The sequence below is a fragment of the Paraburkholderia bannensis NBRC 103871 genome (assembly GCF_000685015.1).
In the GTDB taxonomy this organism is placed as follows: domain Bacteria; phylum Pseudomonadota; class Gammaproteobacteria; order Burkholderiales; family Burkholderiaceae; genus Paraburkholderia; species Paraburkholderia bannensis.
In genome coordinates, this window is sequence record NZ_BAYA01000009.1 from 373856 (window position 1) to 389754 (window position 15899).

12 protein-coding genes and 1 pseudogene are annotated in these 15899 nt (G+C 65.3%); 11 read left to right on the forward strand and 2 right to left on the reverse strand.

The features are described from left to right. Nucleotides 1-160 precede the first annotated feature (160 nt). Entirely contained in the window at nt 161-739 is a 579-nt protein-coding gene (locus BBA01S_RS17070) for a lipid-binding SYLF domain-containing protein (protein ID WP_027817523.1), read from the forward strand. 164 nt (nt 740-903) lie between these two features. Here the strand turns inward: BBA01S_RS17070 and icd are convergent, their stop codons facing one another. Continuing rightward, complete coding sequence (gene icd, locus BBA01S_RS17075) at nt 904-2160, reverse strand: NADP-dependent isocitrate dehydrogenase (RefSeq protein ID WP_027817524.1); 1257 nt, start codon at nt 2158-2160, stop codon at nt 904-906. 269 nt (nt 2161-2429) lie between these two features. Between icd and BBA01S_RS17080 the strand changes: the two genes are divergently transcribed. From BBA01S_RS17080 to BBA01S_RS41535, 10 genes are all read left to right on the forward strand, one after another. Then, complete coding sequence (locus BBA01S_RS17080) at nt 2430-3026, forward strand: pseudouridine synthase (protein WP_027817525.1); 597 nt, start codon at nt 2430-2432, stop codon at nt 3024-3026. A 366-nt stretch (nt 3027-3392) separates the two neighbouring features. Further along, nucleotides 3393-3593: a hypothetical protein gene (locus BBA01S_RS17085; protein WP_027817526.1), complete on the forward strand. Its 201-nt coding sequence runs from the start codon at nt 3393-3395 to the stop codon at nt 3591-3593. A 230-nt stretch (nt 3594-3823) separates the two neighbouring features. Further along, nucleotides 3824-4333: a DUF192 domain-containing protein gene (locus BBA01S_RS17090; RefSeq protein ID WP_027817527.1), complete on the forward strand. Its 510-nt coding sequence runs from the start codon at nt 3824-3826 to the stop codon at nt 4331-4333. 294 nt (nt 4334-4627) lie between these two features. Next, a complete protein-coding gene (gene fusA / locus BBA01S_RS17100; RefSeq protein WP_027817528.1) occupies nt 4628-6736 on the forward strand; it encodes an elongation factor G in 2109 nt (702 codons plus the stop codon). Between the two features lie 191 nt (nt 6737-6927). Beyond that, the gene (locus BBA01S_RS17105; RefSeq protein WP_027817529.1) at nt 6928-7446 is read left to right on the forward strand and encodes a cupin domain-containing protein; all 519 of its coding nucleotides are present in this window, start codon (nt 6928-6930) and stop codon (nt 7444-7446) included. 13 nt (nt 7447-7459) lie between these two features. Continuing rightward, on the forward strand, nt 7460-8506 hold the full coding sequence (locus tag BBA01S_RS17110; protein WP_027817530.1) for a HoxN/HupN/NixA family nickel/cobalt transporter: 1047 nt from the start codon (nt 7460-7462) through the stop codon (nt 8504-8506). 279 nt (nt 8507-8785) lie between these two features. Continuing rightward, nucleotides 8786-10486 carry an ABC transporter substrate-binding protein gene (locus BBA01S_RS17115; RefSeq protein ID WP_042297385.1) on the forward strand — a complete coding sequence of 567 codons (1701 nt, stop codon included), beginning with the start codon at nt 8786-8788 and terminating at the stop codon, nt 10484-10486. A gap of 39 nt (nt 10487-10525) precedes the next feature. Continuing rightward, entirely contained in the window at nt 10526-11548 is a 1023-nt protein-coding gene (locus tag BBA01S_RS17120) for an ABC transporter permease (protein ID WP_027817532.1), read from the forward strand. Between the two features lie 20 nt (nt 11549-11568). Continuing rightward, nucleotides 11569-12456 carry an ABC transporter permease gene (locus tag BBA01S_RS17125; RefSeq protein ID WP_084162229.1) on the forward strand — a complete coding sequence of 296 codons (888 nt, stop codon included), beginning with the start codon at nt 11569-11571 and terminating at the stop codon, nt 12454-12456. Then, the gene (locus BBA01S_RS41535) at nt 12360-14666 is read left to right on the forward strand and encodes a dipeptide ABC transporter ATP-binding protein (protein ID WP_084162218.1); all 2307 of its coding nucleotides are present in this window, start codon (nt 12360-12362) and stop codon (nt 14664-14666) included. The genes BBA01S_RS17125 and BBA01S_RS41535 overlap by 97 nt, the downstream gene beginning before the upstream one ends. A gap of 574 nt (nt 14667-15240) precedes the next feature. Here the strand turns inward: BBA01S_RS41535 and BBA01S_RS47575 are convergent. Then, a pseudogene (locus tag BBA01S_RS47575) lies at nt 15241-15899 on the reverse strand (hypothetical protein); the annotation flags it as partial.

Below are 15899 nucleotides of genomic sequence, written 5' to 3' on the forward strand. Positions count from 1 at the left end.
CAGAAGCCTGGGCAACTCACGCACAAACGCACGACAGGCCCTGCCCAGGACAAGGAGACCTGCAGGCGTGCTCGCTATGATCCGACCTCCTAACCGCCCCGAGGCTTCATCGCGTCGCTGACGAAGGCTCATCGAAATCGAATCAGGAGCGCCCCACATCATGTCCCTCAAGCCGCTACGCATCGCCGCATTGCTGTCCGCCGTGCTCCTCGCCGCCTGTTCGACTACGGACATCACGACATCGTCGGCCAGCAGCGAAGCCACCTCACACGCGCAGCTCGAACAGGAAGCGCGCGTCGCCCTGGCCCAGCTCTACGACACTACGCCGCGCGCCAGGGAGTTGAGCGCCAACGCCGCCGGCATCCTGATTTTCCCCAGCATCGTCAAGGCGGGCTTGCTGCTCGGCGGTTCGGGCGGCAAGGGCGTGCTGTTCGGGCCGGACGGCAGCGTGAAGGGCTACTACAGCGCAGCCGCCGTCTCGTGGGGCCTTCAGGCTGGCGCACAGAGCTTCTCGGAGGCAATGGTGCTGACGACGCCGGAATCGGTGAGTCAACTCGACGCCGCCGATGGCTGGTCGGTCGGCATGGGCCCGAGCGTCGTGGTGATCGATTCGGGCATGGCCAAGGACGTCACGACCACGACCGCGCGATCGGATATCTATGCGTTCATCTACGGACAGTCGGGTCTGATGGCTGGTCTCGGCGTGCAAGGTCAGAAGATCACGAAGCTCAGCAATTAAGGACTGCCGCCTTCTGACAGATAATCTCCAGGCCATCGATTCGGATGCCTAATCGATCAGAATTGAAGGCCGGTCGACGATTCAAAACAAAAGCCCCGCAAGACGCGACGTCTTTCGGGGCTCGTGAATTGCAGCGCAACAGGGCATTGAAGCCCTGGCAACGCTCACATATTGTCGATCATCACCTGGCCGAACGCCGAACACGACACCTGGGTCGCGCCTTCCATCAACCGCGCGAAGTCGTACGTCACGCGCTTTTGCTGAATCGACTTTTCCATCGACGCGATGATCAGGTCTGCGGCCTCCGTCCAGCCAAGGTGACGCAGCATCATTTCCGCCGACAGAATTTCCGAGCCCGGATTCACGTAGTCCTTGCCCGCGTACTTGGGCGCCGTGCCGTGCGTCGCTTCGAACATCGCCACCGAATCCGACAGATTCGCGCCCGGCGCAATGCCGATGCCGCCCACCTGCGCCGCCAGCGCGTCCGAGATGTAATCGCCGTTCAGGTTCAGCGTGGCGATCACGTCGTATTCGGCCGGACGCAGCAGGATCTGCTGAAGGAAGGCGTCGGCGATCACGTCCTTGATGACGATGTCGGCGCCCGTCTTCGGGTTCTTGATCTTCATCCACGGGCCGCCGTCGATCAGTTCCGCCGCGAATTCCTTCTGCGCGAGCGCATAACCGTAGTCGCGGAACGCGCCTTCGGTGAACTTCATGATGTTGCCCTTGTGCACCAGCGTCACCGAACGGCGCTCGTTGTCGATCGCGTACTGGATCGCCTTGCGCACGAGACGCTCGGTGCCCTCGCGCGACACCGGCTTCACGCCCACGCCCGAGCTGTCCGGGAAGCGGATCTTCGAGATGCCCATTTCGTCGCGCAGGAACGCGATCAGCTTCTTCGCGCCTTCCGAATCCGCGGGCCATTCGATGCCCGCGTAGATGTCTTCCGAGTTCTCGCGGAAGATCACCATGTTGACCTTCTCCGGCGCACGCACCGGCGAGGGCACGCCCTTGAAATACTGCACCGGACGCAGGCACACATAGAGGTCGAGTTGCTGGCGCAGCGTCACGTTCAGCGAGCGAATGCCGCCACCCACCGGCGTCGTGAGCGGGCCCTTGATCGACACGACGTAATCCTTCACGACTTCGAGCGTTTCATCGGGCAGCCAGACATCGGGGCCGTACACGCGCGTAGCCTTCTCGCCCGCGTAAATCTCCATCCAGTGAATCTTGCGCTGGCCGCTGTAGGCTTTCTCCACGGCCGCATTGACCACCTTGAGCATGACCGGCGTGATATCGACACCTGTGCCGTCACCTTCGATATAAGGGATGATCGGCTGGTTGGAGACGTTGAGCGAGAAATCCGGATTGACGGTGATCTTCTCACCGCCTGCCGGGACCTTGATGTGCTGATACGGCATGATCAACTCCAGTAGGGGGATCGGGCTGTGGAGCGCGAACAGTTCGCAATGCAATTATTCTGGCCGTTATTCTAGCCCACGCCCCGAACGCTCGTGCCGACGCCCTCACACGGCCCGCGCGGCGCGTTCCTGCGCTGGCCCGAGCGCTAACTGATGTCTCATGTCTTATATAAGACTCATCAGTCACACGGACACGAGACGCGTTGCGTTATGCATTAAGATCGCGGCGCGACATCCTTTTACCGTTTTTGCATTTTGTTTCTTTCGCCATGCGCTTGATCGCTCTCAACAAACCGTTCGGCACGATCTGCCAATTTTCGCCGCACGAGACGCGCCAGTCGCTTGCGGACTGGGTCAAGACGCCGAACGTCTACCCTGCCGGCCGTCTCGATTCCGATAGCGAAGGCCTGCTGCTGCTCACCGACGATGGCGCGTTGCAATCGCGTATCGCCGAACCGAAGCGCAAGCTCGTCAAGCGTTATTGGGCGCAGGTAGAAGGCGCACCCGGCGACGATGCGCTGGCCGCGCTGGAACGTGGCGTCGACCTGAAGGACTTTGTGACACAGCCATGTCGGGCGAAGAAAATTTCCGACGCCGATGCCGAAATTCTCTGGCCGCGCAATCCGCCTATCCGCTTTCGCGCGGCGATTCCCACGACCTGGATCGAACTCGCCATCAGCGAAGGGAAAAACCGTCAGGTACGGCGCATGACGGCCGCCGTGGGATTTCCTACGCTGCGTCTCGTGCGTGTTGCGATCGGCTCACTCGATATTTTTTCGCTGGGTCTCGCGCCAGGAGACAGCGTCGATGTACCGGCAGACGCACCGTGGAAGCCCGCCATGCATGCGCGACATGCGCGCAAGTAACTGTTGCGCAAGCACTTTTTACGATTTGCCGAAGAAATAGGCCTGCAAAAAGGCCTGTAAACGCCATCTCTCGCCCTCTCTTTCAGTTGCCACGCATAGCTAAAAAATCGCGAAGCAAATGAAAACTTCTCGTCAACCGACTCGCGAGACCATGCGTTAAACCACGCAGATGCCGCCCGAAGCTATCCGGCATTCAGCCTTAAGGGTCTTGCAGCAATGCACGGCCCTGGCCGCTGGCAGACACGAATTGCAAGTTCACGCGAATTTGTCGATCCGACTGTCAACCGAAAGGTGGATGGCACGTTTACCGACCTGATCCAATAACCGGGTCACTTGGTTAATTAACTCAAGCTGAGGATTCACAAAATGAACAAACTGATCGCTGCTCTGGTCGCTGGCCTCTTCGCATCGGCTGCATTCGCACAAGCTTCGGCTCCGGAAGCTGCTTCGGCTGCTCCGGCAGCTGCTGCTTCGTCGGCACACAAGGCATCGCACAAGAAGTCGCACAAGAAGTCGCACAAGAAGGCAGCAGCTAAGGCTGAAGCAGCTTCGGCAGCTTCGGAGTAAGCTTGTTGTAAGACGTCTCGGAGAATGGCGCCCAGCGCTGATCTTCGCTTCGTTTGAAAGGCAGAGTGTCGCAAGGCGCTCTGCCTTTTGTTTTTGCAGCACCCGTTTTGCTGTACCCATTCGCAGTACCTTTTTGCAGCATCGTTGCGCGTTCACGCGCTGCAAGTTTTGACCCGCGCCGACGTACTCGCGTAACATGCGCGGACTAATCTCAAGCAAGGAGCTCACTCGTGCGATTTTCCCTGCGCCCGCTGATCGCGCGTTGCGCGCTCGCAGCGTTTGCCACCGTGTCGGCCTTCACGTTCTCGACGGCCCTGATCAGCACGCCTGCACACGCCCAGCAAATGCCGCCCGGCGCGAAGCAGCCCGGCGATTTTCCGCGTTTGAAGCTCACGGCAGGCATGTTCGTGATCGACGCCGCCGTGGCCGCCAATGATGCGGACCGCGAGCAGGGCCTCATGTATCGCACGCAGCTCGCGCCCAACGAAGGCATGCTGTTCGTGTTCGGCGAAAACGCCGTGCACTGCTTCTGGATGAAGAACACGCTGATCCCGCTGTCGATCGCCTTCATGCGCGCCGACGGCACGATCACCGACATCGATGAGATGCAGGCCGAGACGACCAACAATCACTGCCCGCGCAACAACGGTGTTTATGCACTCGAAATGAGCAAGGGCTTCTTCACGTCGAAGGGCATCAAGCCCGGCATGAAGATCGAAGGCCTGCCGCCGCTGCAATAAGCGTTTCATCCGGCGTTGGCGCACGCGCCCATCGCCTCGCGCGAAGAACCGGCCCCGCGGCACGCGGCGCCGGTTTTTTTTCGTCCAGGCATCCACCGGCTGCGCCCGCCCGGCCGCTTCGACACCGTTACCAGCAAAAGCCGCGCGCAAGCGCTATCCTATTAATCCACCGTGCGGCACAGGCTTTGCCGGGAACACTCCGGACAGTCCGCCGCTCGGGCCGCCGGACCGCGCGCTGGCCGCGCCGCGCGCCGCCCGGCACTTTCCATGGCGCGTCTTTCCAAGGAGATCACCGTGCCTCGCAAGACTCCCATCGAGCGCTATCGCAATATCGGCATTAGCGCTCACATCGATGCCGGCAAAACCACGACAACCGAACGCATCCTTTTCTACACCGGCGTGAATCACAAGCTCGGCGAGGTTCACGACGGCGCGGCGACCATGGACTGGATGGAGCAGGAGCAGGAACGCGGCATCACGATCACCTCGGCCGCGACGACTGCGTTCTGGAAAGGCATGGCGGGCAACTATCCCGAACACCGCATCAACATCATCGACACCCCGGGGCACGTGGACTTCACGATTGAAGTCGAGCGTTCCATGCGCGTGCTCGACGGCGCGTGCATGGTGTACGACTCGGTCGGCGGCGTGCAGCCGCAGTCGGAAACCGTCTGGCGCCAGGCGAACAAGTACAAGGTGCCGCGCATCGCGTTCGTCAACAAGATGGATCGCGTGGGCGCGGACTTCTTCCGCGTGCAGCGGCAGATCGGCGAGCGCCTGAAGGGCGTGGCGGTGCCGATCCAGATTCCGGTGGGCGCGGAAGATCACTTCCAGGGCGTGGTCGATCTCGTGAAGATGAAGGCGATCGTCTGGGACGACGAGAGCCAGGGCGTGAAGTTCGAGTACGAGGAGATTCCCGCCAATCTGCTCGAAACCGCCAAGGAGTGGCACGACAAGATGGTCGAAGCCGCCGCCGAAGCCGATGAAGCGCTGCTCGAAAAGTACCTCGAAGATCACGAAAGCCTGAGCGAAGACGAGATCAAGGCGGCGCTGCGCAAGCGCACCATCGCCGGCGAAATCGTGCCGATGCTGTGCGGCAGCGCGTTCAAGAACAAGGGCGTGCAGGCCATGCTCGACGCCGTGATCGACTATCTGCCCTCGCCCGTCGACGTGCCCGCCATCCTGGGCCACGACCTGAGCGACAAGGAAATCGAGCGTCATCCGAGCGACGACGAGCCGTTCTCCGCGCTCGCCTTCAAGATCATGACCGACCCGTTCGTCGGCCAGCTGATCTTCTTCCGCGTCTATTCGGGCGTGGTGGAATCGGGCGACACGGTGCTCAACGCGATCAAGGAAAAGCGCGAGCGCCTGGGCCGCATTCTTCAAATGCACGCGAACGAGCGCAAGGAAATCAAGGAAGTGCGCGCGGGCGACATTGCCGCGGCCGTGGGCCTGAAGGAAGCGACGACCGGCGACACGCTGTGCGATCCGGCCAACCCGATCGTGCTCGAACGCATGATCTTCCCGGAACCGGTGATCTCGCAGGCCGTCGAGCCGAAGACCAAGGCCGACCAGGAGAAGATGGGCATTGCGCTCAATCGTCTCGCGCAGGAAGACCCGTCGTTCCGCGTGCAGACCGACGAGGAATCCGGCCAGACCATCATTTCCGGGATGGGCGAGCTGCACCTGGAAATTCTCGTCGACCGCATGAAGCGCGAGTTCGGCGTGGAGGCCACGGTCGGCAAGCCGCAGGTCGCGTACCGCGAGACCGTGAAGAACAAGGTCGAGGACGTCGAAGGCAAGTTCGTCAAGCAGTCGGGCGGGCGCGGCCAGTATGGCCACGCGGTCATCACGCTCGAACCGCAGACGCCGGGCAAGGGCTATGAATTCGTCGATGCCATCAAGGGCGGCGTGATTCCGCGCGAATTCATCCCGGCGGTCGACAAGGGCATTCAGGAGACGCTCAAGGCCGGCGTGCTGGCCGGTTATCCGGTCGTCGACACGAAGGTCACGCTCACGTTCGGCTCGTACCACGACGTCGATTCGAACGAAAACGCCTTCCGCATGGCCGGTTCGATGGCCTTCAAGGAAGCGATGCGCAAGGCCAAGCCGATCCTGCTCGAACCGATGATGGCCGTCGAAGTGGAAACGCCCGAGGACTTCATGGGCAACGTGATGGGCGACCTGTCGAGCCGTCGCGGCATCGTGCAGGGCATGGAGGACATCGCGGGCGGCGGCGGCAAGATCGTGCGCGCCGAAGTGCCGCTGTCCGAAATGTTCGGCTACTCGACATCGCTGCGCTCGCTCACGCAGGGCCGCGCCACCTACACGATGGAGTTCAAGCACTACTCGGAAACGCCGCAAAACGTGGCCGAAGCCGTCATCAACGCGAAGAAGACGTAAAGCGTGACGTGACGCATGACGTGAAGCACGATGTCGCGCACGACGCAGGTGCGTGATGTCATCGACGAAAGCCCGTCCCTTCGCGGACGGGCTTTTTTTCGCGCGCGCGCCGAATTTTTGGCCATGCCAGAATGCGGCGGTACGCCCGCACGCGCGAAGGCAGTGGAGACAAGGAACGCAAGGAGAGAGACATGAGCCACGACCATGAACATCCACACGATCACAGTCACGACAGCGCGCCGACGCCGACAGACTGGCGCGAGAACGGCGTGAAGGTGATCCGCGGCGACCAGCTCGACAGCAACACCGCGCAGACGCCCGGCATGAACCGCGCCGCCGCCATCAATGCGGCGCGCGTGGGCGCGCAGAAGATCTGGGCCGGCACCGTGACGATCCATCCGAACGCGAAGACGGGCGCGCATCATCACGGCGCGCTGGAAAGCGTGATCTACGTCGTGCGCGGCCACGCGCGCATGCGCTGGGGCGAGCACCTGGAATTCACCGCCGAAGCCGGGCCCGGCGATTTCATCTTCGTGCCGCCCTACGTGCCGCACCAGGAAATCAACGCGAGCACCGACGACCCGCTCGAATGCGTGCTCGTGCGCAGCGACAACGAAGCCGTGGTCGTGAACCTGAACATCGACGCCGTCGAAGCGCCCGAGACGGTCTACTGGGTCGATCCGATCCATCGCCACCCACACGATCACTGAACACCGCTTTCGCATGACACACACTGCTGCGCCGATGCGCCGACGCCTGATCCCGCTCTATGCCGTGCTGATCGCCGCCAACCTCGCGGCCTGGGCATGGGCGCTGATCGCCTTTCGCCACTACCCGCTGCTGCTTGGCACCGCCCTGCTCGCGTATGGCTTCGGCCTGCGCCACGCGGTGGACGCCGATCACATCGCCGCCATCGACGCCGTCACGCGCAAGCTCATGCAGCGCGGCCAGCAGCCGCTGGGCGTGGGACTCGCGTTCTCGCTGGGGCATTCGACCATCGTGGTCGCGGCGACGGTGGGCATTGCGCTGTCGGCGCTCACGCTGCACGGGCGCTTCGAACGGTTTCACGAGATCGGCTCGACCATCGGCACGCTGGTGTCGTCGGGCTTTTTGCTGGTGCTTGCGGGCGTGAACCTCGTGATCCTGCGCGACGTGTGGCGGCGCTATCGAATGACCGGGCGCGGGCAGCCAGGCGAGGACGCCGCGTCGCTCGCCGCCCAGGCGGCTGCGCCTGGCGGGCTCCTCTCGCGCGCGCTGCGTCCGCTTTTCAGGCTCGTGACGAAAAGCTGGCACATGTATCCAGTGGGCGTGCTGTTCGGCCTGGGCTTCGACACGGCCACCGAAATCGGCCTGCTCGCGATTGCCGCCGCCGAAGCCGGCAAAGGCCTGCCGATGTACTCGATCCTCGTGTTCCCGGCGCTTTTCACGGCGGGCATGACGCTCGTCGATTCCACCGACAACGTGCTGATGGTTCACGCCTACGGCTGGGCGATGGACGATCCGAAGCGCAAGCTCTACTACAACGCGAGCATCACGTTCGTGTCGGCGCTGGTGGCGATCGTGATTGGCGGCGTCGAGGCCGTGGGCCTGATCGGCGACAAACTCGGCGCAAGCGGCGGCGTGTGGTCGATCGCCAGCGGGCTGAACGAGCGCTTCGGCGAGCTCGGTTACGGCATCGTCGCGCTCTTCATCGCGTGCTGGATCGGCTCGGTGCTGTTCCATCGCTGGCGCCGCCCTGCCACGCCCCTGAGCGGCCCGGGCGCGCTGTAGCCTCCCGCATGCGATAGCAGCGCACGCGCGCGCTGCTATCGCACCGCTTTGCACAACGGCGCGGCGACCCGTCGCGCCATCGCTGCCCGCGCTCGCGGCTGCGCGCAACCCCGCACAACCCTGGGCCTCGTGCCGATCCCCGAAAACGCGTAAACTGGCCAGCTCAAGGCCCCTGAGCCTCTCAAGCCTCATTCGTCGTCAGCCGCACCCGCATGCCGCCGTCGCGTCCGCTTCCTTGCGGCCGCGCCCATCCACGGAACCGCACGGAATCTCGCGCCGATGAAACGTCCGCAGTCCAGCATTTCCCGTCCGCTTGCGCGCGCCAGCGCATCGTCCAGCCTCGAACCTTTGCGCCGTGACGCAGGGGATTACGGCAATCACGCCATCGACGAGTTGCTTGCCGGGCGCCTCACGCGCCGCGAGTTGCTGCGCTACGCAAGCGTGCTCGGCCTGTCGAGCCTCGCGCTTGCGGGCGGCGGCCTGATTGCGCCACGCAGCGCACGCGCACAAGGCGCAGGCAAGCCCGGCAACCAGACGATCCGCGTCGCGCACCTGATGCCGGCGGGTGCGGTCGATCCGCTCACCGTCACCGACGCGGGCGCGCTGTGCCTCCTGAACCAGACCGGCGAGTTCCTCGCCAACGACGACGCCGACGGCCATCTGCAACCGGCGCTCGCGCTCTCCTGGCAGCCCAACGACCGCGCCGATGTCTGGACGTTCAAGCTGCGCACCGGCGTGAAATTCCACGACGGCCAGCCATTTGGCGCGAAAGACGTGGTGGCGACGTTCGACCGTCTCGCCGATCCGGCCAGCGGCTCGGCGGCGCTGTCGGTGCTCAAGGGCGTCCTCTCGAAAGGCGGCACGAAGCTCGTCGACGAACACACCGTCGCGTTCCATCTGGACGCGCCCAACGGCAACTTCCCCTACTACGTGTCTTCGGACAACTACAACGCCGTGTTGCTGCCCGCCAGCTACACGGGCAACTACGAGAAGAGCTTTATCGGCACCGGAGCGTTCAAGCTCGAAAAATACGAAGCGCGGCGCGGCGCGAGCTTTGTGCGCCATGACGGCTATTGGGGCGACAAGGCGCTGCCCGAGCGCGTGCAGTTCGCCTTCTACGCCGACGAACAGGCGCAGATTCTCGCGCTGCAAGGCCGTCAGGCCGATGTGATGGGCACCTTCACCGTGCAGGGCGGCATCGGCATTCTCAACAATCCGGATTTCAAGGTGATCGGCGTGCGTTCGAGCGCGCATCGCCAGATCCACATGCGCAACGACGTCGCGCAGTTCAAGGACAAGCGCGTGCGCCAGGCGCTGGCGCTCGCACTCGATCGCGACGTGATGGTGCGCGGGCTCTTCAAGGGCCGCGCCGTGGTGGGCAACGACAGCCCGTTCGCGCCGATCTTCCCGTCGTCGGCCACGACCGTGCCACAACGCAAGGTCGATCTCGCCAGGGCGCGCCAGTTGCTTGCCCAGGCGGGCGTGGCCAACGGCTTCGACGTCACGCTCACGACCGAGAAGTACATGGAGATTCCCGACCTGGCCGTGGTCGTGCAGAACGCGGCCAGGGCGATCGGCGTGCGCATCACGCTGAAGGTGGAAAGCCAGTCGCAGTACTACGGCGCAGGCACCTACGGGAAATCGGACTGGCTCGACGCGCCGCTCGGCATCACGGACTACGGCCATCGCGGCGTGCCGAACGTGTTCCTCAACGCGCCCCTCACGAGCGGCGGCACGTGGAATGCGGCGCACTTTCGCAATCCGCAGTACGACAAGCTGGTCGCGCAGTTCGTGGCGACGCTCGACGTGGCCGCGCAAAAGCAGGTGTCCGCGCAGATCCAGACGCTGCTGCTCGACGAAACGCCGATGATCATTCCGTACTTCTACGACCAGTTGATCGCGCAGCGCACGACGCTGTCGGGCGTGCATTTCACGGCGCTCGCGCAGCTTTATTTCGACCGCGCGACGCTCGCGGGCTGATGCATCGCGCTGCTGAAAGCGCTCGCCTTCGCCAACCCGATGGCCACTGAGCTGACGAAACCGCCCCACATCGAACCGCACCCGCGCCGCCCGCTCCTGGGCGGCGGCGCGGCGCGCTTTCTTTCGCAGCGCGCCGCGTGGGCGGTCTTCACGCTCTGGCTGCTCTCCGTTCTGGTGTTCGCGGGCGGCCAGTTGCTACCGGGCGACATCGGCCGTGCGGTGCTGGGGCCGCTCGCCGATGCGCGCGCCGTCGCCGCGCTCAATCATCAACTGGGCGCTGACCGACCGCTGCTCGATCAGTACGCCACGTGGATCGGCCATGCGCTGCGCGGCGACTTCGGCAGTTCGTGGACGTTTCGTCAACCGGTCGCGCCGATGGTCGGCGACGCCTTGCTGCAATCGGCGAAGCTCGGTTTCTTCGCGTTTATCGTGGTGGTGCCGCTCGGCATCGGCGGCGGTGTGTGGGCGGCGCTCAACGGCGGGCGCTGGCTCGACCGCCTGATCAGCACGCTTGGGCTGTGCGCGAGCGCCGTGCCGGAGTTCGTCTCGTCGATTGCGCTGATTCTCGTGTTCGGCGTGTGGCTGCGCTGGCTGCCGATCGAAGCCGTCGCGCCACCCGACGCGGGCATCGTCGAGACGCTGCGCCATCTGGTGCTGCCGGTGCTGCCGCTCGTACTGGTGTTCTTCGGCTATCTCGCACGCATTGCGCGCGCGGGGATGCTCGACGCGCTCGACGCCGATTACACCCGCACCGCGATCCTCAAGGGCCTGCCGCGCCATACCGTGATCGTGCGCCACGTGCTGCGCAATGCGCTGCTGCCGAGCGTCACGGTGGCGGCCACGCAGCTCGGTTACCTGATCGGCGGGCTGGTGGTGGTGGAGTCGCTGTTCCGTTATCCCGGGATCGGCTCGCTGATCTACAACGCGGCCAAAGCAAAGGACTTCCCGCTGCTCGAAGCGGGCGTGCTCGCGGTGGGCCTCGTCTACACGCTCGCCAATCTCGGCGCCGACCTGCTGCACGCGCTGTTTGATCCGCGCCTGCGCAATCCCGCCAGCCGATGAATCCCGCCGATAAAGCGCGTATGAACGATTCGACCTCCGAAACGATCAGCGACCGCCCTGCCGCAGTTGTGCGCGAGCCGCCACGAGTCGCCGCGACGCTCGGTCTGCTGCTGCGCTCGCCCGCCTTCGTACCAGGCGCACTGATCCTGCTCGCGTGGATCGTCTGCGCGCTCGCGGGCGCATGGATCGCGCCGTACGACGCCTACGCGTCCGATCCGCTCAGCTCGCTGATGCCGCCCGACCACGCCCACTGGTGCGGCACCGATCAGTTAGGCCGCGATATCTGCTCGCGCGTGATCGTCGGCGCGCGCGACATCCTCACGATCGCGCCGCTCGCGACCTTGACGGGCACGCTCGCGGGCGCAGCGCTCGGGCTGGTCACGGGTTATCTGGAAGGCGGGTTCGGCACGCTGGTCGCGCGCGCGCTCGACGCCGTGCTCGCGCTGCCGCTCGTGATCGTCGCGCTGCTCGTGCTTGCGGCGGTGGGTGCGTCGAATCTCGCCGTCGTGCTCGTGATCGGCGTTACGTTCGCCCCGCTCGTCGCGCGCACCGTGCGCGCCGCCGTGCTGGCCGAGCGCCATCTCGATTACGTGTCCGCCGCCCGGCTACGCGGCGAACGCGCGCCCTATGTGATGTTCGCGGAGATCCTGCCCAACGTCTGGCCGCCGATCGTCGTGGAGGCGACCGTGCGGCTGGGCTACGCGATCTTCGCCGTGGCGACGCTCTCGTTCCTGGGCTTCGGCATCCAGCCGCCTTCGGCCGACTGGGGCCTCGCATTGGCCGAATCGTATGCGCTGCTCGCGGGCGGCGCATGGTGGACGGTGGCGTTCGATGCGCTTGCCATCGCTTCGCTGGTCGTGGCCGTGAACCTGATCGCCGACAGCCTGCGCGAGGTGCTCGAAACGTGAACGCCGACGCCGCACGCAGCCCCGCCCTCGCCACCTTCAGCGCGCCGCGCGCCGACGACGCACTCGCGCTCGTCGGCCTGAGCGTGTCGTACCGCGTGCGCGGCCACGATCGCGACGTGCTCACCGACGTCTCGCTGCGCATCAAGCGCGGCGAAGCCTACGGGCTCGTCGGCGAATCGGGTTGTGGCAAATCGACGGTGGCGCTCGCCGTGCTGCGCTATCTCGCGCACAACGGCCGCGTAAAGTCCGGGCGCATCGCGATCGGCGGCGAGGACGTGCTCAAGCTCGACCGCGAAGGACTGCGCCTGCTGCGCGCGCACAAGGTGTCGATGGTCTACCAGGATCCGGCGAGCGCGCTCAACCCGACGCTCACGATCGCGCGCCAGCTCAGCGAGGCTTTCGAAGCCGCGGGCGCCAGCCCCGTCGACGCGCTCGCGCAGGCCCACGCCATGCTCGCGCGCGTGCGCATCGCCGATCCCGCGCGCGTGATGGCGAGCTGGCCGCATCAGCTATCGGGCGGCATGCAGCAGCGCGTGGTGATCGCGATGGCGCTTGCCTCGAATCCCACGCTGCTGATCCTCGACGAACCCACGACCGGCCTGGACGCCACGGTCGAAGCCGAAGTCCTCGCGCTCGTCGCGCAGTTGCGCGAGGAGCTCGGCATGGCGGTGCTGCTCATCAGCCACGACCTGGGCGTGATCGCGCGCATGTGCGAGCGCGTGGGCGTGCTCTATGCGGGGCGGCTGGTCGAAGAAGGCGCGACGCAGGACGTCTTCGCGCGCGCGCGTCATCCGTACACGGTGGGGCTGCTGCGCTGCCTGCCCGCGCCTGGCCGCACCAAGGCGCACGGCACGCTCGACACGATCGCGGGCGAGCTGCCCGCGCCGGGCACGCTCGCGCACGGCTGCGTGTACGCGCCGCGCTGCCGCATGGCCGATGCCCGCTGCCACGAACACGCGCCGCCGCCGCATCGCATGGAAGCGCCGCACGGCGAGCAGATGTCGCGCTGCCACTATCACGAGCGCGCCATCGACTTGCCTGCCGCCGATGCAGCCAATGCAAGCGATGCAGACGATGCGGGCGATGTAAGCCGCATGGAAGAAGTCGATGTGCGCGCAAGCGCACAGACAGCATCGCCCGCCATCGCAGAGGCCATACAACAGACAAACGAACAAACAGACGAAACCGCTTCGACACGTGAAGACCGCGCGGCACGCATCGTGCTGCGCGCGAGCGGCCTTTCGTTGACCTTCGGCCGCGGCGCGCAGGCATTGCGCGTGCTCAACGATGTCTCGCTTGAACTGCGCGCGGGCGAAACACTGGGTCTCGTCGGCGAATCGGGCAGCGGCAAGACCTCACTCGCCAAGCTGCTGCTAGGCGTGCATGCCGCCGATGCAGGCGGCACCCTCGAACTCGATGGACAACCGCTGGCCGCACGGCTCACGCAGCGCAGCGCGCAGGCATTACGCGCGTTGCGCATCGTGTTCCAGCATCCCGACGCTTCGCTCAATCGCGCGCTGCCGGTGAACCGGCTGGTCGGCCGTGCACTCGCGCGAGCCGAAAGCGAACGCACGAGTACGGGCGCCGACAACGCGCCTCGCATCGCCAGTCTGCTCGACGCGGTGCGCGTGCCGCTGCGCTATCTCAACGCGCGGGCGCGCCAGCTTTCGGGCGGCTTGAAGCAGCGCGTGGCGATTGCCCAGGCGTTCGCGGGCGAGCCGCGCGTGGTGATCTGCGACGAGCCCACCTCGGCGCTCGACGTGTCGGTGCAAGCGGCGATCCTGAACCTGCTCGCACGCCTGCAACGCGAGCGCGGCGTGAGCTATCTGTTCATCTCGCACGACCTCGACGTGGTGCGCTATCTCGCCGATCGGGTCATGGTGCTCTACGCGGGCCATGTGGTGGAGAGCGGCCCCGCGCACGCGGTGCTGGGCGGCCCGTGCCATCCGTACACGGAGACGCTGCTGAACGCCGGTTCGGCGGTAAAGGAAAACCCTGCGCGTGCCGCAGCCATTAGCGCCGCGCCCTACTCCGGCTCAGGCTGCGTCTTTAGCGGCCGTTGCCCGCGCAAGCTCGGCGCGATCTGCGACGAGACCGCTCCGCCCTTTGCCGCCGATGCCCTGGCCGAAGCAAGCAGCCATCGCATCCGCTGCCACATCCCCGCGAGCGAGCTACGCGTACTCCAGCACGCGACGCCCGGTACGCCGTAACAACGCGTGGAAGATCAGACGAAACTCGTTGCGTTGTCCGCATTTGCAACGGATTTCGACATTCCGCACTGAGACGTTTCATCGCCGAAACGTTTTCAGCGATTTTTTCTACGCTGGCACCATAGGTCAATTGTAAAGTCCACGGCTCACGGCCTTCTCCGGCCGATGGCACAGAACTCGCTATATCGACACCAGGCATCCGGTCGCCGCCTGACGACGTTGCGGAGCGCATGAGCGCCCCGCGTCGCACCAGGCGAACGGATGACCGGAAGCATGACGCACCTGCTTTCTGCCGTCCCGCCACAGGGCTCCGACAATCGGCAAGGACTCCTGCACAAACCGGTCATCCGCTGCAAAGCCGGCCGTGTGCCTCGTGTACCGCTTCAACTGGCATGACATCGCGCTCCCACGTCATGGAGCGCACACCGGCGCAAAGCGGATTCGGCCTGACGGGGGTCGGCGTTGACGCAGTCACTGCGCGGCGCCAGACACAAGGCGCAAGAGGAGCGAAGCGTTCGCGCGCCATCGCTTCCCGGGAGGACGTCATGAAGAACAGATTATTTCATCAGTACTGCTACGGGGTTGGCCGAGGACTCGCAATCGTTGCAATCGGCGCGGCAGGAGCCAGCGTGCTCCTGCCCGCCATGGGCGCCCATGCCGAGAGCAACGTCACGTCCCCGACCTGGATCGTCGTCGCCGATGCCGTGCTGCCAGCCAGCGGCGGCGCCGTGAACGATGCCGGCATGCCGGTGGAAGGCTCGGGCCCGGGCACGGCAAGCACGGCGGGTTCGACCAGCGGATCGACGCCGATGTCGGGCGCGAGCCCGTTTGGCGCGGCAAGCGCGCAGCCCGCCAGCGGCGCTGGCGTGACGACGAGCCCTGGAACGGCGGCTGGCGGTGGCGCCACGCCAGGCACCAGCGGCACGGCAAGCACGGGCAGCGACACCACGAGCGAAGCGTCGGATGCGGCCACGGTCTTCCTGCCGAAGAACTGCATCGGGAACAACAACGGCAACTGCGGTGAAGGTGGCCGCGGCGGCAGCGGATCTTCGAGCTCGGCTAGCGCAGGCGGCGCGGGCGGCGTCGGCGCAGGTGTATCCGGCAGCACAAGTTCGAGCAGCTCAAGCAGCTCTGGCCCGGGACGCGGCGGCGGCACATCGGGTGTCGGCGGATCGACCAGCGGGTCGAGTGGCTCGGGCGGCGGAGGCAGCGGCAATAGCGGCGGCGGTGGTG

What these genes read in the sequence shown, in the direction of transcription:
- BBA01S_RS17070 (WP_027817523.1), top strand. Translation starts at nt 161, where the DNA reads ATGTCCCTCAAGCCGCTACGCATCGCCGCATTGCTGTCCGCCGTGCTC.
- icd (WP_027817524.1), bottom strand. Translation starts at nt 2,160, where the DNA reads ATGCCGTATCAGCACATCAAGGTCCCGGCAGGCGGTGAGAAGATCACC.
- BBA01S_RS17080 (WP_027817525.1), top strand. Translation starts at nt 2,430, where the DNA reads ATGCGCTTGATCGCTCTCAACAAACCGTTCGGCACGATCTGCCAATTT.
- BBA01S_RS17085 (WP_027817526.1), top strand. Translation starts at nt 3,393, where the DNA reads ATGAACAAACTGATCGCTGCTCTGGTCGCTGGCCTCTTCGCATCGGCT.
- BBA01S_RS17105 (WP_027817529.1), top strand. Translation starts at nt 6,928, where the DNA reads ATGAGCCACGACCATGAACATCCACACGATCACAGTCACGACAGCGCG.
- BBA01S_RS17110 (WP_027817530.1), top strand. Translation starts at nt 7,460, where the DNA reads ATGACACACACTGCTGCGCCGATGCGCCGACGCCTGATCCCGCTCTAT.
- BBA01S_RS17115 (WP_042297385.1), top strand. Translation starts at nt 8,786, where the DNA reads ATGAAACGTCCGCAGTCCAGCATTTCCCGTCCGCTTGCGCGCGCCAGC.
- BBA01S_RS17120 (WP_027817532.1), top strand. Translation starts at nt 10,526, where the DNA reads ATGGCCACTGAGCTGACGAAACCGCCCCACATCGAACCGCACCCGCGC.
- BBA01S_RS17125 (WP_084162229.1), top strand. Translation starts at nt 11,569, where the DNA reads ATGAACGATTCGACCTCCGAAACGATCAGCGACCGCCCTGCCGCAGTT.
- BBA01S_RS41535 (WP_084162218.1), top strand. Translation starts at nt 12,360, where the DNA reads ATGGTGGACGGTGGCGTTCGATGCGCTTGCCATCGCTTCGCTGGTCGT.